We start from the raw sequence: 22785 nt of genomic DNA, 5'->3' as shown, positions 1-22785 counted from the left end.
TTTTCATTTTAATATGTTGTTTTTAATCGGATTTTAATTGTTCCTTGTCCAAGGATGTCTTTAGCCGTACAATGAAAACTCGTCTTTCCCCGTACCCCACGCCGTACCCAGAGCTGTACCCAGAAATACAGAGGTTTTTCAGTCATGATCAAGCCAGTCGATAAAATTAGTACGAATGCCACGCTGAAAGCATTGAAGCCACAAGGCAAGGAATATTTAATTCCAGATAAGAAAATCGAAGGATTGAATATTCGCGTTCGACCAACGGGCACGATGACTTGGATCTTTCGCTTTCAGGCTGGTAACAAACACGAAAAAATCACCATGGGACGGTATGTTAAGTTGAAACCGGAAACGGGGATGACACTTGAACAGGCTCGAACAGAAGCGGGGCGTTACCGTAGCTGGCTGGAAAACAATAAAAATCCGAAACAGGAACTGGCACGTGAACAGCGCGAGCAAGAGGAAGCAAAAACTTTTGATGATGCTTTTGCCAGTTTTGACGAGAAGCGTTTGTCCAAGCAGCTACGAGGAGAACAAGCGAGGGCAACCTATAGCCGGGATGTCAAACCATTTCTTGGTCACATCAAATTAGAAGAGTTGAGAATTCATGATCTTAATAAAGTATTTGATGCAAAGGTTGATGAGAATGGACAGCGAAAAGCGGGTGCGATTAATGCATGCCATAGAATTATCAATCAGGTGATCAACCATGCGCTAGCTTTGAATATGATTGGTGCACACCCTGCACCACATTTGAAATCCAAGGATGTCGGTGGTGGTTCTAAGGTCACAAAACGCAATTTGAGCTTTTCAGAATTGAAAACATTGCTAACAAGCTTGCCTTCTTGGCGTACAGAGCCCTCAAACGTCCGTCTAATGCAGTTTTTGCTCGGGTGTGGGCAACGTATTAGTGCTGTGCTTGAAATGCGTTGGAGTGAGGTAGATTTGCAAGAGAAGGTATGGTTGTTGCCAGCCAGTTCAAAAGAACGTCACACCAAGAGTCAGGAGAGCCGAAAAGTACCATTAAGTGATTACCTACTGAAACTTCTTAAAGAGCAGCGTGAGAATGTACCAAGCAAATGGAAACTTGTTTGGCCGCAGCTTATGGATGACAAACTTCAAGAACCCGCAGCAGTACGTGCTCTGATCAAACGCAATTTACCGGAAGATTTTGAGCGTTTTTCGCCACACGATCTACGCCGCACCTTTATCAGCCGTTGTAGCGAAATGGGGCTGGATATCGTGGCGATTGAAAAGACGGTTGGTCACCAGCTACCAGGTATGTTGCGGGTATATAACCATCACGACTATCTTGAAGAGCAGTTAGTGGTACTGCAAGCATGGGGAGAAAAGTTGCAAGCGTTAGATACAAGCAATGTCATTCCTTTAGAGTCGATGAAGTTGCCTAAGCATTTGTAAAATTCTTAGAGATTATTCTTACTAGTTAGGGGGTGTTACTCTTTATCTGAGCGAAATTTAATCGTGGCTCTTTGGCTATGTGGGCTTCATGAATGGGGAAGTCTTTTGGAAGACGATAGAGAGAATACATAACTCGCTAAGATTTTTCGTATGCTCCCTTCTCTTGTCCATCGGCAGCATCCACTATCATCTCTCCAACTAAACGAGCTTAGGGTTAACCTTCATCAAAACGTTGACTGTTATATAGATCAAATAACTACTCCAAAAAGTCCCTCACATTGACGGTGCTTTAGTATTATTGAGTGGTATGTTTAATACCTCTTTAGTATTACTAAAATCAATATTTTCAAATGTAATACAGTACACCAATAAAAATAACAAAAAATTATCATATACATAAAATATTTTGCTGCATGCTGGAGGCCATAATGTATCTTCAATTAGGAAGGCTGGGAGTTAATCTTGATGATCTTATTGAATCTCTTGATCATCTCGAGACATATGTGTTCATCAAAGATACGCAATCCAGATATATCTATGCAAATAACCTAAGCCTGCAGTTAATGAGAATTGATAAGAAAAAACTGGGTCAAATAAGAGATTCGGATTTTTTACCAGAGGATACCGTTGAGTTCATAAAGCATATTGATGCTAAGGTCATCAAGGGAGAAACGACTAGGGAAGAGGTTTTCATTAATGATGCAAATGGTAAGCAACGGATTTATCTTGAGATGAAATCACCAATTTATAGCCCCGAATCCTCTAATGAGGTTGTAGCTATCTTAGGTATTTCGACTGATATTACAAAGCAAAAGGAACTCGAAAAGAAGGCATGCCAGCAAGCTCAAATGGATGAATTAACTAAAGTTTTCAACAGGCGTGGACTCATCGAAAGCGTACAACGATACCTAAAAAAGAGGATAAGTGAAAACACTTTTTCTGCTTTTCTATTTATTGACTTGAACGATTTCAAAAAAATTAATGATGATCATGGCCATACAGTAGGCGATCACATATTACGTGAAGTAAGTGAACGTATGAAAAGTAGTGTGAGGGCTTCCGGCCTAGTATCAAGGTATGGCGGAGATGAGTTTGTCGTATTTTTAGGGAGCGTTGGGAGTAGCAATAGAGAAGCGGAATACTACACGGAAGAGGTGATGTCGAGAATTGAGAGTGCACTCGCTGGTCCAATAAATATCGGCAAAGGTAAGGTGCAGGTAGGTACGTCAATAGGTAAGTATATTATTGAAGGAGCAGACTTTTCCCTAGAGTCAGCGATAACTAAAGCCGATGAGAATATGTACTACGAGAAAACGCGAGTAAAGAAGATTTAGACTGAACTAAAGTGTCGCAACTCATGCTTGACCTTACAAACCCACAGGTTAGTACAACTAGGTCGTACTGCGAATGTGCTGGTGTCGTAACTCACAATGGGACAAAGCGATTTGCAAAGAGTATGGTATCTACTCGAAAGTTTTAGTAGTTTGACTGATGAACTAAGATGCCGTAGGTGATTTGAGTTGTGGTCAGTCGTATAGAGAGAAAATTAGAGAAGCTGCTTAAAAATGAACGTCACTTGACTAGGGCTGAAGCAGTTAAGCTACTAGCAAAATTGAAGCAGAAAAAAACAAAAAGCAAAAGTAAACATCAAGCACTGAAAACCGTTTCAGGGGGAGCTGTTTCTCCTCGATAGAACAAGTTGTCTAGCATCACACCAGTATTGAGTAACGCGCTCAATTAATGATGCTTGTCGTCGGCAGTTCAGCAATCCTCCACAGCATGCTATTTGGGACAAACGCTCCTTCAGTTTTTGGGCCTGCTAGACACTGCAATGAAATCAACTTTATTGTCTTGCGAAGTTATATTTAATTTCTCTTTTAATTCTTCAACAGGTATTGGGTGGCTTAGATAGAAACCTTGGGCTTGTTCACAGCCTAACTCTTCAAGAATTCGTAACTGGTGATCGGTTTCTACTCCTTCCGCAACGACTTGAATTCCGAACCCTTTTGCAATGTCGATAATGCCCGAAGTGATCGCTCTTGAACGATAATCAACCGCAATATCTTTGATGAAACTACGATCTATCTTGATTTCATCGACGTCGAGTCTATTGAAAATTCTAAATGAGGTATAACCGACCCCAAAGTCATCGATAGAGAACGCTACACCAGACCTTTTCATTTTTGTTACTAGGCTTGCACATTTTTCTATATTCTTAAGTGTGGCTGTCTCTGTGATTTCAAGGCATAGGTATTTTGAAAGCTCAGTGTCTTGATTTAGCTGATGCTCAATTTGATGAATACCCCCAGTGCTATTTAGCTCAGTCGCTGAAATATTTACAGATACGCTTTGGATGACACGGCCTAGGAGCTGAGCTTCTTTAAGTTGCTTTGATGCTTGCTTAATTACTAGCTTCGTTAAAGCGCTACTAAGATTATTTTCTTCTGCCAGCGTGACAAATACTGATGGAGGTATATCTCCGTATTGAGAGTGGGTCCAGCGAGATATCACTTCAACTCCCGCCACTCTCTTGTCTTTTAGGCGATATTTTGGTTGAAAGACTATCTGTATTTGCTCTTCTTGAATCGCATGACGCAACTCTATAATCATGCGTTGTTTTTGGAAATCTTCTTCAGCTAGTTTTTTATCGTGGTATCGGATAGTATTTTTTGTTTTTTTTGCCTGAGCTAGAGCATATTTTGCCGACGACATGAGTTGCTTGACACTCTCTCCATCACATGGGTAGAAGGCCACACCAATAGAGCATGTCACATCAATTTCATGATTTTTTGCATGTTGATTAAACTGCTTTTGAACGCGAGCTAAGTGCAGAGCTATTTGGTTTTCATCATGCATTCGTACCAAACAAGCAAACCCATCAGAGTGTATTCGTGATGAGAGAAGAGGAAAGACCGTATGAGAGTCAATAGATTGTGCGATATCCTTTAGAAACTGACTACTTTTCGTAAAACCGAGGCGATCGGCTATGGGTTTAAAGTTATCAATATCAAGAAGAAAAAGAACGTAGTGTTCATCTTCTTTGGCACTTTGGATTTTTTGTTCTAGGTAGCGAAAAAATACCAAAGGGCTGTGTAAACCTGTTACAGAGTCAATGTCATTCGTTTGTTCAAGTTCTCGATTGTTCTTTTTTACCAGTCCCCACAGCAATAAAGATGTGACCACTATAAATAACATTCCCTTCAGTGATTGAACCAAGGTATAGACTTGTGTATTGCTCGATAGGAGTGCTACTGCTTTATCTGAGAACCAAACCCATAGCGACGCAAACACAAAGTAAGTAAAAACGAGCTTAGTGGAGGATTTTATATCTCTTTTCATACTGACCACAGTATTATTTGTTTACTGCCCATGAGTAAGTTTATACTTATATAAGTAAATGAGTAAACTATCATTAAATTGCGTGTCAATCTAGTGGCACATCACTAAAGTGTTTAAAATGTTACATCGAGCATCAATCACAGACTGTTAGGGCTATTCTGGCGTTTTAACGTATGTTGGTTAGTCACGTCTTGGAGTTACTCTCTATGGGGTTTTGCTCAAGATAACTCTAAGTAAGGAGTGATGTTTCATACAGAGTATTCAAAGGTCTGATTAAGTCTTTGAGTTAGTATAGAACTGTGAGTGGCAATGTCTTTTATATATAATGAAAAAATGGATGATTTAACTTATGGAGTATATGGAGGAAATGAAACAGATGAGGGATAAGTTAAATCTGAGAAAGTTAATTCTGTGCCTGAGTGTGTTCAGTGTACTAGTCACTCTTCTTAATACTTTTCACTCCATATATAGAGTTCAGCATGAGCTGCTAGTTAACAATACCATAGAGTCTAACCGTGTATATGCCGTTAAAATGGCGGAAATGACGGATACTTTTATTGATTATGCTTTATCCCAACTAGAGTACAGCGCACCGATAATCAGCCGTAGAATGCTTGAGCCGCTTGTATTGCAGCAAGAGGCAAATCGATTGCGAACTCAAACCGACTCTTTCAACTCTGTCGTAATTGTTAATGCGGACGGTGTCATCATATCGGTTTCACCAGAAACTATTGAAGTGAAAGGTGTTCAATTAACTGAAGAAAGCGCGTTACAGTCTCTAAATGCGAAAACTCCACTTATCACTAATCCATTTGTATCCCCTTCTGGTAACTATTTGACAAGCATTTCGTATCCTATCTTTTCTGAAAACGGCGATTACTTAGGCTATGTTGCGGGATCCATCTACCTCGATCAAAAAAATATATTAAGGACAATTCTTGGGCAGCATAGTTACAAAGATGGGTCATATTTGTATGTTGTCGATAAGCATCAGACGTTGATTTATCACCCTGATCCGCAACGAATTGGAGAAGTTATTACTAATAACGAAGCAATAAGAGCGGTAAGTCGTGGTGAGGAAGGGGGAAAAGCTATCGTTAACTCCCAAAGCGTTGGCATGCTCTCTGGATACGCGCCCGTAAAACATGCTGGCTGGGGGATTATTGCTGAGAAGCCAGAAGAGCGCGTTTTGTCTATGCTTGTCGATCAAATGTGGCATATGTTTATAGAGTCACTCCCAGTTAGTGTTCTTATATTTTTGATTATTTGGGTTTCTTCGATTTTTATATCGAAACCTTTATGGCAATTAGCCAGTGTAGTCAAAAGTTTTGAAAGCCATAACTCTACCAAGCAAGACTTAAATGAAGTGAAGCCTTGGTATTTTGAAGCATCATACTTGAAACGTTCATTTCTCAGCACGTTCAATATTGTATCCAGCACTATTGATCAGCTGCACCTAGATACTTTAACTGATCCCATGACTGGGCTACTGAACCGCAGAGGTCAAGGTAAGGCGATTGATACCTTGCGAGCACAAAAAACTCCCTTTTCTGTGCTAGTTTTGGATCTTGATTACTTTAAAAAAGTGAATGATAGCTTTGGTCATGATGTCGGCGATGATTTATTAGTCAGTGTGGCAAGTATGATCAAGGCTCAGGCACGAGAAGTTGATATTGTTTGCCGCTCTGGTGGCGAAGAGTTTATCGTTTTCTTAGTCAAAACGGACATACATCAGGCTAAACTCGTTGCCGAGAGAATTCGTAAATCTATTGCATTAAACAAGTTTGATGCCGTAGGGCACGTTACGATTTCTATCGGCGTGTCTCATTGGTCAGCAGAAGATGAGCCTATTAGCGCGACTCTTAAACGTGCCGATGATGCTCTTTATCAAGCTAAACATAATGGTAGGAATCGCACCGAACTCGATCTCTTCAAGTGAGAGGCCTGAAATTAATGATATAGCCCCATTATGCGCAGTGCTTAAGTATTAGGAAGGTCATTGCTCCTTCCTAATACCTGATTTCAAGTATTTTGAAGAACAGAAGTCGGGGCGAATTAGTTTTGATAGGTGGCTAGAGGTAGTTATTTCACGAGACTTCTGCTTCGTTTCTTTACCATCTGCCCTCAGCATCGTCAGCCGAGTGATATGTTGAGTTATTCCCTTCAAATTTCAGCCGACCAAAACTTTCACATAATACATCAAGAGCGATGTCGCTTTCTAAGATGGTTTCTACAGGCACTGCGAGAGTTTCATCGTCTGAGAAATCGTTAATATCCAGCTGATAGAGCTCAAAGCTGCGTTGTTCTTCGTCCGTTAAAGATGACTTGAGTTTGTGCTCAAATACTCGACCATATAACCAGCATTTGATATTTCCTAGTGAAAATTCAATAAGCGGTGCTTCACCATAAATCCCATCCATTCGATTGTTGGCTTTTAGCATCGAGTGAACCGTTAATATTATTGCCACACTGTATGATCTTCCTGCAACCTGTATTTCAGGACGCGCAAGCTCACACCAGTGATCCGAAGAAGATAGCTCGTACAGTTTATTGCTTCTAATCGTTGCTGCGTCAATGACTTCTTCGCGTAAGTAGGGATGAGAATGAGCCGTTCCAATGTATTGATAATCCTCGCCGAACACTTTAGCGATATCTTTTTTTATTGAAAGAGAGAGTGGGTTCCATTCAACTGAAGAGCGTTTTCTTTTAGCTGATGTTTCAACAGAAACATGATTTATCGTACATTTAAATGGGTGGGCTTTATTCGCATATCCCCAAAGGTGGGCCGCTGTCTCTATGGAGACTGATTTGCTGCCCTCATGCTTTATCGCATAAGCCTCTAAACCAGCTATGATTAGCTCAAATATCGCACTTTTACTGACTGAAATTGTCGCGGTCATTTTCTCTTGGTTCCTATTATTGACGGTTATTTTCGTAGTTTGATGAGAGGTAAGACACAAGAGTTATTGGGCGAACTCTACATGTTCTTTCAGTTTGTTTTTATAGCGCTCATGAAGCGAATCCCATACATCTTCACTTACCATGACTAGTGGTAAGTATTCTTCAAAAATGACACCACTGTCGTCAGGGTAGGCAAGCTCGGTATAAGCATAACGTGGGCCATCTACATAAAGCGCTTCCCAACATTCGATGCATTCATCTTTAAACCACTCTTTTGTGATTGGCTCAGGGCCGTTATCCAGAAGATGAATTAAGTTCTTAGAATCGAAGAAATGATGTTCTTCACTTTTGATATCAAACAGGTAGCTAGAAAATAGAGTGATGGCTCTTCTGCAGAAATACCATAATCGCAACATTGAAACCGCGCAGGTGATTGAAGAGCTGATACAGTGGGCGAAAGAGATGCAAGCTGACGCTGAGATGATGGAAAAACTGGGGCTTTCCACTGATGAAATTGCGTTTTACCGTGCATTGGTCACCAACGAGGCATCTGTGCGCACCTTAGGCGATGACAACTTGCGCCAACTCGCTATTGAACTCACGCACCAACTGCGTAAATCGGCTACTGTAGATTGGCAGAAACGAGAAAGCGTGCGTGCGCGGATGCGTAACCTTGTACGTCGTTTATTGCGTCGCTGGAAGTACCCACCTGATGCGGCTGAAGAGGCGATTAAGCTGGTTCTGGATCAAGCAGAAGTGCTAGCTGACGGGTGGTATGCAGCATGATTAAATGAAAGGCAAGGTCTGAGAGCCTTGCTTTGTCATATCTAGGCATAACTTCCATGATGTATAAATGAAAACCCTTTCAAAAAGAAATCGTTGATCATATTTCTCTCTTAACCAGCAACGATGCGAGATAATAGGTTGCCGCACTTTTATCTCAAACTGACCATCTCATTCCTCGTAATAATAATTAAATTTATTTCAGATAGATATTATCTGCGTGCATACCTCAACGGTTTCATTTTTAGGAGCTTTTTATGCGCGAAAATAACTACTACTTTGATGGCCCTGTTACAGCAGATAAGGTGCTCGACGCGGCCGCTGAAATCCTTGCCACACGGGCTCTCCGAGGCGAACAATATTGCAATCCCGAAGCAACAAAAACCTATTTATCTTGCAAATTAAAACACCATGAAAGAGAGGTTTTTGCGGTGATGTTTCTAGATAATCAGCATCGCCTTATTGCTTTTGAAGAGCTCTTCTTTGGCACAATTGATTCGGCAAGTGTTTATCCCCGAGAAGTCCTCAAAGCGGCTTTAAAAGTCAATGCCGCCGCACTCATCTTTGCTCACAATCACCCTTCTGGTGATGCCACACCTTCCCAAGCCGATAAACAAATTACGCAAAGGCTCAAAGAGGCTTTAGCGCTGGTGGACATTCGAGTTCTTGATCATATCGTGGTTGGCGATAGCGCCATCTCTTTTGCAGAAAGGGGGCTACTATGATCCAGAAAACATCGGGTGAACTGGAATTGCAGGATGGCTTTCATCGAGCATTGCTTTTGGTAATCCAACGTTATTCGATTCCTCCACAAGCTCAGCGTATGGTCCTGAACTGTCGACAAAGACGCTATTACCAGACGGGGCAGGGGCTTCACCCCATTGAAATACAATTTCGTCGGACATCGGCCAGTGAAGATTGGCAGGTCGTCTGTTTAGCGAGTTTTTCTTATTCGGAAAGTAAACCTAGTGAGATGGAGCCTGAACTCTACTTTCATCTCTTCAATCTTTGGTGTTATCAACCAGATAGCGGTGCTGCAAGTCTTGCACACCCGCAAGTGAAAGCGCTGTTATATACTTGGCTGAACGCTCTCTCTCTCGACACCTTACTCAGTCCCTCTTTGATGACATTCAGTTATCGATGATTCAAACCTTCGATGAACACCATTAATGATCACGTTTTAACCTCGGCCACTTTTAGGAGATCTAGCCATGTCTATACTGAATTTTACGCCGTCAGTACTGCCTGTTTCTAATAAGCTTCTGACGTTATTAAACCAACATTGTCATGCCTCGATGGAATCAACACAGTCCACCAGTCATGCCCTCTCTATCCATTTTCGAGACAAAAGCTATAGCGCGGAGGAAGGGGGATATCATCCGGTTGAGATTGGCCTCAACATTGTAAATGGTAAAACGGTTGATGTTCTCTACATTACCGACTTTGCGTATATGGGGAGCTATTATCCGGAGTTAGAGCGATGCATTGATTTTGATTTTGGCAATCAAGTCGCTTTTACCGTCGCCACGGGATGGCAAAGCATTCGCTCTCCAGGCATCGATGAGCTGTATCAAATGTGGGAGCAAAACTTTCTTCAGTACGTCGAATGGGAGTGTTACGACGACATTCAGATTTCTCATTAACTTTTATCAATCTAGCTAATCTTTAACCTGCTGCTTTATATCTCCACCAAAGAATCAATCAAACTTCTGGTTGTGGTAATCCCAACTGTTCATCTCGCTCTGTCACTCTTTCTAATATCCAGTATTGGACTTCGCTTTCTACCCAAGCCACGCTGCGAAAGCCCAGTGATACCGATTTAGGGAACTTACCCTCAGCCATGAGCTTGTACATGTACGCACGGCTCAAACCTGTATTATCCAGCACTTCTTTTAGTCGAATTAGTCTCATTTTTCTGTCCTCATGATTTGTTCGTCATAAGGAGGTAGCTAGTTGTAATTTTTCCGGACGCTAACTAAGGAGCGCCTATGTCCGAACAGCACGATCTTTTCACTACGCTTGAAAGCGAGATACGCCAGGCATCCCTCAATGAACGTACTCGCACCAAGTTACTCGATAACCTCAAACAAATGAGAGCCACCGAGCTCAACATTCTCATTACAGGAGCCACCGGAGCAGGAAAAAGCTCAACGATTAACGCTCTCTTTGACATGAGTGTTGCAGAGGTGGGAATCAGTTGTGAGCCGCACACTCAGGGTGTTACGCAATATCGTCTGAACAATCTTATTCTTTGGGATAGTCCTGGTCTGGGGGATGGTATCGAAGAAGATAAGCGCCATGCCCGCTTATTGAAAAATACGCTGAGAGCGAGAGATGAGCAGAATCGTTTCGTGATTGACTTGGTACTTGTGATTCTTGATGGTAGCTCACGCGATTTAGGTACACCTATCACCTTGATTAGCGATGTGCTTATTCCGGTATTAGGCGAAGACGCACAGCACCGTTTAATCATCGCCATTAATCAAGCCGATAATGCGTTAAAAGGAAATCAAGCCTGGGACTACGAAAGCAATACACCGACACCCGCATCAAAAGCTTATCTTGAAACCATGGTGCGCTCGGTTCATCGACGCGTATTGCGTGCAACAGGGGTTTATCTAAAGCCCGTCTACTACGTTGCGGGGCACTGTGATGGATTGGCCAAGCAACGGCCCTATAACCTTTCCAAGTTGCTGTATTTGATTGTTGAACGTTTACCAAAAAATAAACGGCTCTTACTGGCGAATCGCACGCTTTCCCCTCGACATGAGAATTGGAAAGACAACGATGCCAGTGATTACAACAAAAAAACCAGTCTTAGTTTGTGGGAGGCAATCTTCGACACTACGACTCAAGGTGCGCAATACGGCGAAGAAATAGGAAGTGTGTTTGGCACTATGGGCAAGCACCTAGGCAAAATTATAGGCGGTGCGCTAGGGGCATGCTTAGGCGGTTTACGCTATCTCTTTGGCTGGTAGATAAGCGCCGCTACGGTTACATCTCTCAAAGCCAATCTCTCTTCGACATAAGTTGTCGCAACCACCTTTTAATATCAACTCATTGAATAATATATAAAGGATATCTCTCATGAAACCTATTGTAATTACCGCAGCATTAACACTGCTCATGACCTTTACTGCGTCTGCTGAGAGCTACAAAGTCGAATACAAAGACATCAACACCCGATGGGGACCAAAGACGAAAATATATGTAACGTCCCTCTTTGACTACTCGACTGTCTTCGGGATCGAAGTTAACCGAGGTAACTGTGAAGTCGCTAGACCAGAAACACCAAAGATTACCGTCAACAAGAATAAATACAGCCAATCTGAAGAGTTACTCAAAAACATGATCAACCCTGATTACAAAAAGCCTTCCAGTAACAACAAGTCTAGTGGTGTGAAATGGCTTCCTTATTCCGAAGTGGATTTGAAGTACGGAGAGTCTACTGGTTATGTCACTACAATGCCCTGTAGAGTCCTACAAATTGACATTCACTCTAGTGAAGGGAGTTACCGCTTTAATGCGGATTAAACAACTGAAAGGCCACAAGGGCCTTTCTTTTTTGTCTTCTCACTTGCAACTGCTGTGGAAGTTTTTTCCTTTATCCCCAAAAGGCTTACTTTCAAGTTTTGCTAAATAGCTGACACGGTAAAAAGCCTGATTGTATTGGTTGTAAAAAGTCTCCGTATCTAGTCGCTTATTAATTTCATAAGTACCGTTATTAGGGAAAAAAATCGCACTACTTGCTTGCCCGACCGTAATACCGATTGCACTTGCCCAAGCCTTAGCAACCATCCCTGAAACGTATTCACCCGTAAGATCATCATAAGGCCCTATTCCTTGAAAAACATCACCATTTAGCAATATGGCTACGTGATAGTGAGGATACACTGAAGTGACTATCTCTTTACACCAGATAAATCGAGGTTGAGAGTGGCGGTTGTGCTTCTTACGTTTTAGATAAGCACACATGATAGCTTTGAAGGACTCTTGGAACTTAGTAATCTGTTTGCCAGTTACCCCGTTAACCGGATAACCATCCGGGTAATGTAAATCAAATCGCATTAGCCGTGTTCGAGGGTATTGGCTTAACGCATAATCGAAAGTCTTCTTGATTTTTCGTAAGTACTTTGGTTCAAGGGCCCCTTTGTTGGTATTGAAACTCAATGGCATACCGTTGATGTGTAACTTACATGCATTGTTGATGTTATTCATTTCTATCATTCCTATTGGTTAGTGTTCTCAATAGGTAGATAGGTTGTTGTAATTAATTAGATAAGGTTCATATAAATATTAGATAAGGTTCATATAAATAATATTAGATAAGGTTCATATAAATACTATTATTACCGACAGTTTTTCACTCCCTTCCTCCAGCCACGCATCTTTGCTCGACAAGGCGTCCTGTAGCTTCAAAACTTGCAAAAGTTACTCTGATAAAAAGTTAGGCCCCCCGTTTGAGAAGGAGTCTCTGATTTTTCTCATTGATACCAATCGCAAATTGCTTTCCATCAACAACATCAAGGGCTTTGATTGTACGTGCTAGGTCCAATGCACGATAAGCAAGAAATTCGATTAACTTATTGACTTTCTCTTTCTCAAGCTTAAGTGTTGACCAGGCAAAATGTTCACGTATAACACGCTCATACCACTCAATGTCTGTACAAACCTTTCCTTCGACATTGATGAACTTAATGATTTCACTTTCAATAAAGTAATCTATGTGTTCTGCAAACTCTTTATTGCATTTTACGTCAGCAACTTTTTGAAATAATAAAGGTATTGTGAGGTTGTAAACGGGATTCAGCGCACCAGACGATTTTAAATGGGCGATAAAGCTGTAGTAGCTTTTTTGAGCGTACATGGATAAGTTCAGAAAAATTATTGACTTTCTTTTCTTTAGAACAGAGTGGCTGAGACCTTTGATATATCCCCTGATATAACCAAGTCTTCTAAGCTTGCTGAGCATTGCTTGAGCTTTACGTTCAGTGCATCCCATAAATCTGCATAAATCTCTAAGGCTTATACTATCAACAATCCCAGATTCCGTAGCCTCACTTAAAAGATGGGTAAGCATTAAGCGATTTGACAGCGTCAACTCTTTAGCATGCTGATTACTATACCAAAGATGATTCATCCACCTCCTCATATAGATGGGGCGTTGTTCAAACTGACTACTCAACTCATCAAAATCAATGCCTGTAAGTTGATAGCGTGTGACTGGTCTTCCTCGTTTTCTAGGTACTTCTTTCTCAGGTATCAAGAGAATAACTTTTGCCTCTATCAATAAGCGTAGACAGCGCCTTATAAGGCGTTCTGAGGCTTGGTATTTTCGGGCCATATATAGAACAGGTTTTCTGTAAAAATTGTCTGATTCGGCATCCAAATACATAAGCAGCAGTAGCATTCTAGCTTCAGCGTTTAGTTTGTCATTCTCTTGGAAAGTCCAGTTTACAATCATAAAATCACATTTATATTTATTTATAGGGCGTTTTGGTATGTATATTACTTGGTTTTTCTTTCTATGTCCTTGTACTAAGTCCAAAGACATAGTTATAGTGTGAAGGATGCCAACTATATTAAAAACGCTGGAAGCTAGAGTGATATGAGTGAGAAAAAAATACGTCCATTAGAAGGTTTTAGCTTCAACAATGAATCTCATGTGAAATGGTTAAATACGTATCTAGCAAAAGCCAAAACTAATCCAATTGTCGAAAAGCATTACTTTGGGTTATTTCAGTTATCAGCATCACCTAAAAAACGACTTCAAAATTTTTTTATAGATTGTAAAAATTCAGCTGATGGTAGAGAGATCTGGTTACTTATGCATGGAGCTTGGGGGAAAAGGTCGAGAAGAGAAAAGCAAAAGCGGAAGGGGAAAAAACAGTATAATTTTGAACTCACGATAGAATTTGGTCAAAATCTTCAAGCTTTAGCCACAAAGAGGGGACAGACTCAGCAGAAGGTTCTTGAAGAGCTTGTAAATGGTTCATTAACATCAATGCTCGAAGTTCGAAAGTTACAAGAAACTGATAGAATTCTATCACTAGAAGCTACAGCCAATACCACGTTAGAAAAGGAGTTAGGCTCTGCTCGAAAAAAAATTTTAGAGTTGGAGTCAAAAATTGCGACTCTTAAAAAAGAGAACCTTCACAAGCCCTCTGAAAGCGACAATGTTTCTACTAACCATCATGCAGATGAACCGTTACAACTGACTCTAGAAAGAAAAGGTCGTTCAATTATTCACATGCAGCCAAAGGACAGTGACCAAGACTAAGCATCTTTACACTATAAATACCACTAGTAGAGCTGGTGGCTAGGCGCTTGGTGTGAGTATTAACATGAAGGAGATCGGGTTATTGAGTGATCAGCTTGGGTGAAAATACACACTTGGTGTGCTTAATGTAAGGAAATTGTCTGCTTACTGCATGTGAGCATATAACGCGCTGTCAGCGCTGACTATTCACATGAACATGTTGCTTATTTTTGCGAACTAGCATCTAACAGTTAATAAAATCACTGTCTTTAAATACAGCGATGGTTTACACTTTTTGCGTTATATCAACCGGATTATGTAAACTATTTGGACGAAATTGGAATAAAAAATGAAAGCATATCACACATACAGTGCTGTAGACGTTGCATGGAGCTTGCTCAAGCATGCGAAAGAGCAAGGTAAATGCTTCTCCAATTTGCAGCTACAAAAACTTACCTATGTTTGTCATGGTTTATCATTGGCACACTTCCAGCGTCCTCTCGTCGTAGATGATGTATTTGCTTGGAAGTTTGGTCCAGTGGTGCCATCTGTTTACTTTCGCTTTAAATCTTACGGTAGTAGTGTGATCACTGAACAATGTGATGTAGCACTAGACCAAGAAAGTGAGTCTATTGTTAAAGATGTAGTCTCTAAGCTGGGCCATTTGACGGGGCCTCAACTTGTAGATTTAACTCACCGCGAAGGAAGTCCATGGCATCAGGTATGGGATGGCACACACCAAAAAGTGATTCCGGACCATTTGATTCAAGCCCATTACACTCAAATCAAACAATCCGGACGAACAGCTAGCCTGTGAGTAACAAAGAAAATAGTGTCGTCAGTTTTTACATTGACGACACCCCCACAGCTGAACAAGCTTCAAAAACCTTCCAAGACGACTACGAACTGGACTTTCAAGATTTTATAGAAAGAACGGTAAATGAAAGTGCTGCTGAAGACTTCTCGTACTCAAATAATGGAGTAAAGAAAGCTGGAAGACGGCTTCGCAAGAGAGAGGGCGACCTCAAGTCAGCTACTGCTACAATCCAACAGTTTCGAGCCGCACACGAAAAGCCATTAAACACTATCGCATATCTTGTTGGTCGCTGTTGCCGTGAGCTGGGTATAGATGTTAAACCAGTTACACGGTTAAAGCGCTTAGAAACAATCGTAGATAAGTTGCAGCGTAAATCTCTTGATGGTGAAACGGCAAATGCTACTTGCGTAACCAATATGAATGATATTGGCGGCTGCAGGGCGATTTTTCCGGATTTAATTTCATTGGAGAAGGTGAAATCTCAACTGCAACTTACAGTTGAGAAGGTAGGCCGAGTTAGAATTAAAGATATTGATGACTATATTACTAGTCCTAAACCTAATGATTGTGGTTACCGAAGCTTGCATGTGATTTATCGCTATGACCATGCTAGCGGTAAAAGTTTTAACATTGAGGCTCAGCTACGTACTCGACTTCAACATCTTTGGGCTACTACAGTGGAAATTGTCGACATCCTAGAAGGTACCAAGATTAAGACTCACTCTCACAGTTCAAATGAAGGCAAGAGCAGTTTACAGGTTCAGTGGGAAGAATTGCTTTCGATAATGAGCCAATGCATTGCTGATGCTGAAGGGGCTATAGAGTTAAGTGATATCGATAAAGCCGATTTTTCAAAGCGTTTGGTCGTCTTGGACCGCGAAATCAATGCGCTAAATCGGTTGAGTAGTTTTAAAATTTTATCTGAAAAGGTTAATTCTTACTGTGATGGTTCCATTGAGCACGTATTGCTAGTTATTAACGAAACTTCACGAGAATTGATCTTTAGTGAAGAGTTTGAAAATTACAGCCAAGCAATTTCAGTTTATAACGCAGCTGAGAAAGTCACTCGTAGCTACTCACGAGCAACCTCAATACTCAATACCCTTCTCATATCCACAAAAAATATGGGCCAACTTTCGGAAGCCTACCCTAACTATCTAGGCGATTGTGCCTCATTCATCACTCTGCTTGAAGACACAATGCTGTCTGGTGAAAGTTAAATACAAACCTTTCTTGTTGTTATTGACCCTTGTATCTAATCCTGCTTGTTAAAACGTGCCCAATCTGTCATCGAATTTGGTATGTGTAAAATATGGCTTCCTGTGATGGCTTGAGGGTTAGACTTTATTGTCCCCGTACCCCAAGCCGTACCCAGGGTGTTTTTTGCTAAAGATAAAAGCCGTTCAGGTCCTTATTTTATGCGCTCTAGAAGCACTCCAGACTCCATATGGTGGGTATAAGGGAATTGGTCAAACAGAGCAAAACGCGTCACGTTGTGTGTTTCGCATAGAATGTCCAAGTTCTCTTTTAGAGTCTCAGGGTTACAAGAGATGTACATGATGCGCTCGTAACCTTGCACCATCTTACAAGTATCGACATCCATCCCAGCACGTGGTGGGTCGACAAAAATCGTATTGCAGTTGTAGCTCTTCAGATCTACACCTGCATCTTGTAGACGACGGAATTCACGCTTACCTTCGATCGCTTGAGTAAATTCCTCGGCTGATAGACGTAAGATTTGTACGTTATCAATCTTATTGGCGGCGATGTTGTACTGTGCAGATACAACCGATGGCTTCGCTAGCTCAGTTGCCAGTACGCGGTCGAAATTCTGTGCCAACGCCAGCGAGAAGTTACCGTTACCACAGTAAAGCTCTAGTAGGTCGCCAGTGCTTTCTTGGGTACAGTCGACCGCCCATTCCAGCATCTTCTCTGCGACTTTGCCGTTCGGCTGAGTGAAGCTGTTCTCCACTTGTTGGTAGATGTAGCTTTGACCATTGACATCGAGCTTCTCGATCACGTAGTCGCGGTCTAGGACAATCTTCATCTTACGAGCGCGACCAATGATGTTTAGGTTAAAGCCTTCATCATTTAAACGCTGTTTAAGGGCTTTCGCGTTTTCAATCCACTCTTCATCAAGTTGGCGATGGTAAAGGAGTGAAACCAGAATCTCACCGCTTAGCGTCGACAGGAAATCCACCTGGAACAGTTTACGACGTAGCGAGTCGTTGTCTTTCATCGCTTCAACCAATAGCGGCATCAGGTCGTTGATCAGACGGCTTGCTGCAGGGAATTGGTCAACTCGGTATTTCTCACGAGTCTCTTGGTTGAACATGATGTAGTAAAGATCTTCGCCTTCATGCCAAACACGGAACTCAGCACGCATGCGGTAGTGCTGCTCTGGTGATTCAAACACTTCCAGTTCTGGCATGTTGTATGGCGCGAACATATCCGTGAGACGTTCGACTTTTTCAGCCAGTTGTTCTTGGTAGCGTTGTGGGTTGACATCAAGAGTAGCCATGATCTTACCTTTTATGGTGCATTCAATTTAAGAGCGCAGATTTTATTCAATCTCAATAGGATGTCCAGTTTTGTACTGGAATTGATTTAAAGATAGTGCGTACAGGCAGAGTAGAAAGCAAAATCAATCAAAACGTTACAACTTCTAAGGGCAATATTGGCTGGACAAATAATCAATAGCTGAATAATATTTGCCTCAAGTTGGTGCTATCTAGCAATCTAGATGGCTGAAATGGGAATCTGGTGTGAATCCAGAACTGACGCGCAGCGGTAAAAGAGAACGAACGCTCATCAGACACTGCATTAGTTTATGTGGGAAGTCGAGCAAGTAGGCGGTACACCCGTGCTCTTGAGTCCGAATACCTGCCAACAACTGAGCCACAGCACTGGACTGTCATGATGACAGGGCTCGGAAGGAATTACGCGATTTAGGACAATACAATGAGAAAATCCGCACTGGCGATCACTTTGGCATCGCTGCTTTCACCTGTCTCTTATCTACAGGCCCAAGAAACCTCCACTGACGAAACCATCGTTGTTACTGCAAACCGTTTTGAGCAAGCCGAAAGCCGTACGTTGGCAGATGTCGAAGTAGTTACTCGACAAGACATCGATCGCATTCAAGCGAAAACCCTACCAGATGTATTGCGTCGCCTTACCGGAATTCAAGTTTCACAAAATGGTGGTCGTGGTCAGTTAGCGTCTTTATTTGTTCGTGGAACCAGTTCCGACCAAGTTTTAGTACTGGTTGATGGCGTACGTTTTGCACGAGCAGCGAAGGGCGCTGTGGACTTTAACCAAATCCCACTTACTTACGTTCAACGTATTGAGTACGTGCGTGGTGCGCGTGCGTCACTTTACGGCTCAGAAGCGATTGGTGGCGTGATCAATATCATCACCATTGCGCGTGCTGACGAAGAAGGAACGAAGTTAAGTGCGGGTTTAGGCAGCTTAGATTACCAGGAATTGAGTGTGGCATCTGGTATTAAAGTCGCAGAGAGCGGCCAGCTAAATATCGCGCTTGGTAGTGAAAGTGATGATGGTTATAACGTTCGTCCTGTACCGGGAGTTAATGACGGCGATCGCCATGGCTTTGATACAAAGAATGGTCTGCTAGGTTACGTGCACAACTTCAATGACCAGTGGTCTGCATTTGGTAACCTACGTGCTTACGAAAATGTTTATCAATATGACAGCAGCTACGGCAGTCGCGGTTACTACGAAGCAGAAAAAGACGATCTTTCTGTCACTCTGGGCGGTAAGTATCAGTCTGATAATGTGATGTCAGAACTGCAAGTAACGGCACAGAAACAGAAGTCTTGGAACTATGAGCAAGCAAAAGGCAAACACTCAGGTACTAAAGATGAACTTGAGCAGCAGAATGTCCAGTGGACCAACAGTTACTTGCTAAACAACAATACGACGTTGGCTGGTGGTATTGATTGGCGTAATGAGTCTTATAAAGACAAGAGTGCGAATAAAACGTTTGATCGTACCAATGGCGCTCTGTTTGGTATGGCAACGACTAGTATTGATAAAGCAATGCTTGAGGGCAGTGCTCGCCTTGATGATAACGAAGAATACGGTAGTGAGTTCACTTACAGTTTAGCGGCTGGTTACCAATTTGTGCCAGAGTTTGGGGTTAAAGCTTCTTTTGGTACTGCGTTTAAGGCTCCAAACCTATATCAACAGTATGACCCAACATACGGTGAGAAAGATCTGAAGCCGGAAGAGTCAGATGCTTGGGAGCTAGCATTCAGCGGTGATGTCCAAGGCGTTTTTTGGTCCGTCACGGGTTATGACTATAAAATCACGAATCTTATCGATTACCATCCAACCACATACAAATATTTGAATGTCGATGGTGAAACACATATCCAAGGTGTGGAGCTTGTTGCTGAGTTTGATACAGGGATTGTGCAGCACCAGTTGAGTGCAGATTACAAAGATGCTGAAGACGATAAAGGGCATCAGTTGCAGCGCCGCGCTAAAGAAATGTATAAGTGGAATGCTTTAGTGAGCTTCGATAAAGTGGATTGGTCGGTTAGCTATCAGTACGTCGGTAAGCGTCCAGATGTGGATTACAGCACTTGGCCTTCACAAGATATTACGCTTTCTTCTTACTCGTTGGTTGATACGGCGGTGACTTACTATCCGAATGAGTCGACCTCTATTAGCGCTCGTATCGATAATCTACTTGATGAAGAGTATGAGATGGCAAAAGGTTACCCTGCTGCAGAGCGAGCGTACTATCTCAACGTTGGCTACGAATTCTAATCGTGAATGAGCACAAACCGCCTTCGGGCGGTTTTTAATATTTTGTGGTGGAAAATCGAATGAAGAAACCCAAGCGAGTGGTGATCAGTTGGTCCAGCGGTAAAGATTCGACATTAACGCTTGAGCGCCTTAACGAGAATCCAAATTATCAAGTTGTCGGTTTGTACACGACTTACGTAGGGAAAGAAGTCCCTTTCCAAGCAACTCCGCTTGAAGTCGTACAAATGCAAGCAGACTTACTTGCGCTTCCGCTCATTACTATCGAGCTACCTGAAGTCTTTCCAAGTAACGACATTTATCAATCGACCATCGTTAATGCATTACAAAGTAGTGGTCTGAATATAGAAGCTGTCGCATTTGGTGATATGTTTTGTAATGGCATTGCCGATTACCGACGCAGCTATATTGAACCTGTTGGCTGGGAATGCGTCTTTCCTCTATTAGGGGAGAGCAGCGAAAAACTAGCGATGGAAATCATAGAGCGTGGTATTCAAACTATGTTAATCACCATCGACGGAAGAGTTCTCCCTCCAGAATGGTGTGGTCGCTGGTATGACAAAGCCCTAATAGAGTCATTACCAAGTCAAATTGATCCCTGTGGGGAAAATGGTGAATTTCACACATTGGTTACGTCTTCGCCATCTTTTCAAGGACATATCGAGTTGACGAAGCGAGATGTAGAATCTGGAGATAGATTCAGCCATCAAAGATACCATGCTAAAGCATTGCCAAAACAAATCTACGCAGTATGATCGCAACGTTTCTGTTCTTTAGGTAAGACTCGTGCGAGTAGCAAGTAAGAAAAAAGTCCTAGTTTTTGACTCTGGTGTTGGTGGTCTTTCTGTATTCCAAGAGATACATCGCCTATTGCCCCAGTTAGACTACTTATACTTATTCGATAATCAGGCTTACCCTTATGGTGAACTCGATCAGGCTGTACTCATTTCACGAGTTAACCAACTGGTCTCTTCATTAGTCGAAGAACACCAAGTCGACGTTGTTGTCATTGCTTGCAACACGGCGAGCACCATAGTGCTTCCTTCCTTACGCGAAAATTTATCGATTCCCGTTGTTGGTGTTGTCCCTGCGATTAAACCCGCATCGCTTTTAGCATCAAAAGGGGTAGGGCTGATCGCCACTCCGGCGACAGTAACACGCCAATATACTCACGAGTTAATACGGGACTTTGCGCAAGGCAAACCAGTTGAGCTGGTGGGATCAACTCGCTTGGTAGATATGGCCGAAGAGAAGTTGCGAGGCAACAGCGTTTCTCTCGACGAACTGACAAATATCCTGCTTCCCCTTCGCGATAAAGTCGATGTTGCGGTGCTCGGTTGTACTCACTTCCCTTTAATCAAAGAGGAGATTCATCAAGCTTTGGGTGGGGACGTTACTTTAATTGATTCAGGCGCAGCGATTGCACGTCGAGTAAAAGCATTGCTATTAAGTGATGAAATTGAGGATACAGAAGAGGGAAGTAAGTCGATCTATGCCAGTGCAACTCCTTGGCAGGAAGATGCACTGAACATTTGTTTAAAGAAGCTAGGTTTTAATCCTGTTCAGGTTTACCGCCATCCGGATGTTTAGGATCGTTCGCAATTCTCACTTTTAGCGTTCTCTCCATATATTCCTTTTCATTAAGTTTAGCGATAGCTGGCTTGGCATCTGCCGCAGCCATCACTACAAAACCAAACCCTCTTCTTTTTCCAGTGCGCTTATCTTTCATTAAGCGTACTGCATAGACCTGTCCATATTCAGCAAACAAATCGCGAACATGACTCTCATTGGCCTTATAAGGAAGGTTGCCGACATACAGCGTTTTAGTTGAAGGATCAGGATCCGAAGATTGAAGAACAGGTGTTTTGCTAGAAAATGAAAAAAGAAAAGCAGTAGCGATAACACCAATGAGGAAGCTCAAGGCTGGTGGGATGATGAATTGAGAGAAGATGATTCCCCCAACGATGGCCAGCCCAACACATAAAATCAGATTTTTTTTAGACGTCATTTTAATTACTACACATAGTGATAAAGAGATCGATTGCCCATTAACAGAATAGACACATGAATCTTACGTATATGGTTGGTGTTTTTCCAACCAATTGCTGTGATATGTCTCAAATGTGACGAAGAAATATGCAAATATCGCACTTTTGGCTAATTTGTGACCGGTTGGTTTTTTATTTGCAAAAAACACTTGTACTAATTTCTCAACTCCCTATACTGCGCATCCACCGACACGGAGTGAGACGAAAGTCACACAGCGAGTCGGGAAGAGAGAAAATAAATTTGAAAAAATGCTTGACTCTCTCACGGTGTGAAGTAAGATACGCACCCCTAACGACGAGCAACTAAGTTGCTGAAAATGTTAGAAAAGCTCTTTAAAAATAAGAACCTATCAATCTGTGTGGGCACTCGTTGATGATAATCCAATTAGATACCTCGGTATCAAATTAGGTTTCAATGAAAC

The 22785-nt window shown here is 42.1% G+C and carries 20 protein-coding genes, 3 pseudogenes and 1 riboswitch; of the genes and pseudogenes, 15 read left to right on the top strand and 8 right to left on the bottom strand.

Going from position 1 to position 22785, the window contains the following annotated elements:
- Nucleotides 1-144: 144 nt before the first annotated feature.
- Complete coding sequence (locus tag R8O70_RS22295) at nt 145-1422, top strand: tyrosine-type recombinase/integrase (protein WP_025576334.1); 1278 nt, start codon at nt 145-147, stop codon at nt 1420-1422.
- A 428-nt stretch (nt 1423-1850) separates the two neighbouring features.
- Nucleotides 1851-2756, top strand: a complete 906-nt coding sequence (locus R8O70_RS22290; protein WP_025576420.1) for a GGDEF domain-containing protein — start codon at nt 1851-1853, stop codon at nt 2754-2756.
- Between the two features lie 469 nt (nt 2757-3225).
- On the opposite strand, the gene R8O70_RS22285 is transcribed toward R8O70_RS22290, so the two are convergent.
- Nucleotides 3226-4761: a bifunctional diguanylate cyclase/phosphodiesterase gene (locus R8O70_RS22285; protein ID WP_318147572.1), complete on the bottom strand. Its 1536-nt coding sequence runs from the start codon at nt 4759-4761 to the stop codon at nt 3226-3228.
- Between the two features lie 376 nt (nt 4762-5137).
- On the opposite strand from R8O70_RS22285, the gene R8O70_RS22280 reads away from it, so the two are divergent.
- Nucleotides 5138-6700, top strand: a complete 1563-nt coding sequence (locus tag R8O70_RS22280) for a sensor domain-containing diguanylate cyclase (RefSeq protein ID WP_064377010.1) — start codon at nt 5138-5140, stop codon at nt 6698-6700.
- Between the two features lie 172 nt (nt 6701-6872).
- Here the strand turns inward: R8O70_RS22280 and R8O70_RS22275 are convergent, their stop codons facing one another.
- Together R8O70_RS22275 and R8O70_RS22270 are read right to left on the bottom strand one after the other, a co-directional pair.
- Nucleotides 6873-7661: a hypothetical protein gene (locus tag R8O70_RS22275; protein ID WP_064377006.1), complete on the bottom strand. Its 789-nt coding sequence runs from the start codon at nt 7659-7661 to the stop codon at nt 6873-6875.
- 63 nt (nt 7662-7724) lie between these two features.
- Nucleotides 7725-8072: pseudogene (locus R8O70_RS22270) on the bottom strand (hypothetical protein); the annotation flags it as partial.
- On the opposite strand from R8O70_RS22270, the pseudogene R8O70_RS22265 reads away from it, so the two are divergent.
- From R8O70_RS22265 to R8O70_RS22250, 4 genes and pseudogenes are all read left to right on the top strand, one after another.
- Nucleotides 8038-8448, top strand: a pseudogene (locus R8O70_RS22265) (type I restriction enzyme endonuclease domain-containing protein); the annotation flags it as partial. The pseudogenes R8O70_RS22270 and R8O70_RS22265 overlap by 35 nt on opposite strands.
- Before the next feature lie 254 nt (nt 8449-8702).
- Nucleotides 8703-9170 (top strand): RadC family protein, encoded by a 468-nt coding sequence (radC, locus tag R8O70_RS22260; RefSeq protein WP_064377005.1) that lies wholly within the window; start codon nt 8703-8705, stop codon nt 9168-9170.
- Nucleotides 9167-9615 (top strand): annotated as a pseudogene (locus R8O70_RS22255) (DUF2787 family protein). Before radC ends, R8O70_RS22255 begins: the two are co-directional and overlap by 4 nt.
- A 41-nt stretch (nt 9616-9656) precedes the next feature.
- Entirely contained in the window at nt 9657-10088 is a 432-nt protein-coding gene (locus tag R8O70_RS22250) for a DUF2787 family protein (RefSeq protein ID WP_064377004.1), read from the top strand.
- Between the two features lie 58 nt (nt 10089-10146).
- Here R8O70_RS22250 and R8O70_RS22245 read toward each other — a convergent pair whose 3' ends face one another.
- On the bottom strand, nt 10147-10356 hold the full coding sequence (locus R8O70_RS22245; protein WP_064377003.1) for a helix-turn-helix transcriptional regulator: 210 nt from the start codon (nt 10354-10356) through the stop codon (nt 10147-10149).
- Nucleotides 10357-10433: 77 nt separating this feature from the next.
- On the opposite strand from R8O70_RS22245, the gene R8O70_RS22240 reads away from it, so the two are divergent.
- Complete coding sequence (locus R8O70_RS22240; RefSeq protein ID WP_064377002.1) at nt 10434-11423, top strand: GTPase family protein; 990 nt, start codon at nt 10434-10436, stop codon at nt 11421-11423.
- A gap of 109 nt (nt 11424-11532) precedes the next feature.
- Nucleotides 11533-11979 carry a hypothetical protein gene (locus R8O70_RS22235; RefSeq protein WP_064377001.1) on the top strand — a complete coding sequence of 149 codons (447 nt, stop codon included), beginning with the start codon at nt 11533-11535 and terminating at the stop codon, nt 11977-11979.
- A gap of 39 nt (nt 11980-12018) precedes the next feature.
- Here R8O70_RS22235 and R8O70_RS22230 read toward each other — a convergent pair whose 3' ends face one another.
- Together R8O70_RS22230 and R8O70_RS22225 are read right to left on the bottom strand one after the other, a co-directional pair.
- Nucleotides 12019-12663, bottom strand: a complete 645-nt coding sequence (locus R8O70_RS22230; RefSeq protein WP_064377000.1) for an inovirus Gp2 family protein — start codon at nt 12661-12663, stop codon at nt 12019-12021.
- A gap of 229 nt (nt 12664-12892) precedes the next feature.
- A complete protein-coding gene (locus R8O70_RS22225; protein WP_236716955.1) occupies nt 12893-13909 on the bottom strand; it encodes a hypothetical protein in 1017 nt (338 codons plus the stop codon).
- Between the two features lie 144 nt (nt 13910-14053).
- On the opposite strand from R8O70_RS22225, the gene R8O70_RS22220 reads away from it, so the two are divergent.
- The 3 genes from R8O70_RS22220 (at nt 14054) to R8O70_RS22210 (ending at nt 16741) form a co-directional block, all read left to right on the top strand.
- The gene (locus R8O70_RS22220) at nt 14054-14725 is read left to right on the top strand and encodes a hypothetical protein (protein WP_064376998.1); all 672 of its coding nucleotides are present in this window, start codon (nt 14054-14056) and stop codon (nt 14723-14725) included.
- Between the two features lie 328 nt (nt 14726-15053).
- Nucleotides 15054-15521, top strand: coding sequence for a Panacea domain-containing protein (locus R8O70_RS22215; protein ID WP_005378671.1), 468 nt, complete (start codon nt 15054-15056; stop codon nt 15519-15521).
- Nucleotides 15518-16741, top strand: coding sequence for a RelA/SpoT domain-containing protein (locus tag R8O70_RS22210; RefSeq protein WP_318147573.1), 1224 nt, complete (start codon nt 15518-15520; stop codon nt 16739-16741). The genes R8O70_RS22215 and R8O70_RS22210 overlap by 4 nt, the downstream gene beginning before the upstream one ends.
- 191 nt (nt 16742-16932) lie before the next feature.
- Here R8O70_RS22210 and trmA read toward each other — a convergent pair whose 3' ends face one another.
- Nucleotides 16933-18042: a tRNA (uridine(54)-C5)-methyltransferase TrmA gene (gene trmA, locus R8O70_RS22205; RefSeq protein ID WP_064376997.1), complete on the bottom strand. Its 1110-nt coding sequence runs from the start codon at nt 18040-18042 to the stop codon at nt 16933-16935.
- Nucleotides 18043-18226: 184 nt separating this feature from the next.
- Nucleotides 18227-18427, top strand: a riboswitch (cobalamin riboswitch).
- 55 nt (nt 18428-18482) lie between these two features.
- On the opposite strand from trmA, the gene btuB reads away from it, so the two are divergent.
- The 3 genes from btuB to murI are packed head-to-tail and all read left to right on the top strand — an operon-like array spanning nt 18483 to nt 21905.
- Nucleotides 18483-20318, top strand: coding sequence for a TonB-dependent vitamin B12 receptor (btuB, locus tag R8O70_RS22200; RefSeq protein WP_258624516.1), 1836 nt, complete (start codon nt 18483-18485; stop codon nt 20316-20318).
- 59 nt (nt 20319-20377) lie between these two features.
- Nucleotides 20378-21070 carry an ATPase gene (locus tag R8O70_RS22195; protein ID WP_017821272.1) on the top strand — a complete coding sequence of 231 codons (693 nt, stop codon included), beginning with the start codon at nt 20378-20380 and terminating at the stop codon, nt 21068-21070.
- Between the two features lie 31 nt (nt 21071-21101).
- Entirely contained in the window at nt 21102-21905 is an 804-nt protein-coding gene (gene murI, locus R8O70_RS22190) for a glutamate racemase (protein ID WP_033907261.1), read from the top strand.
- Here murI and R8O70_RS22185 read toward each other — a convergent pair.
- The gene (locus R8O70_RS22185; RefSeq protein ID WP_017636066.1) at nt 21868-22323 is read right to left on the bottom strand and encodes an RNA-binding protein; all 456 of its coding nucleotides are present in this window, start codon (nt 22321-22323) and stop codon (nt 21868-21870) included. The genes murI and R8O70_RS22185 overlap by 38 nt on opposite strands.
- Between the last annotated feature and the right edge of the window lie 462 nt (nt 22324-22785).

It is taken from the genome of Vibrio sp. 779(2023) (assembly GCF_033344285.1).
GTDB classification, from domain to species: domain Bacteria; phylum Pseudomonadota; class Gammaproteobacteria; order Enterobacterales; family Vibrionaceae; genus Vibrio; species Vibrio alginolyticus.
Note: the sequence above shows the minus strand (reverse complement) of the source record. Positions and strands in the feature narration are given on the sequence as shown.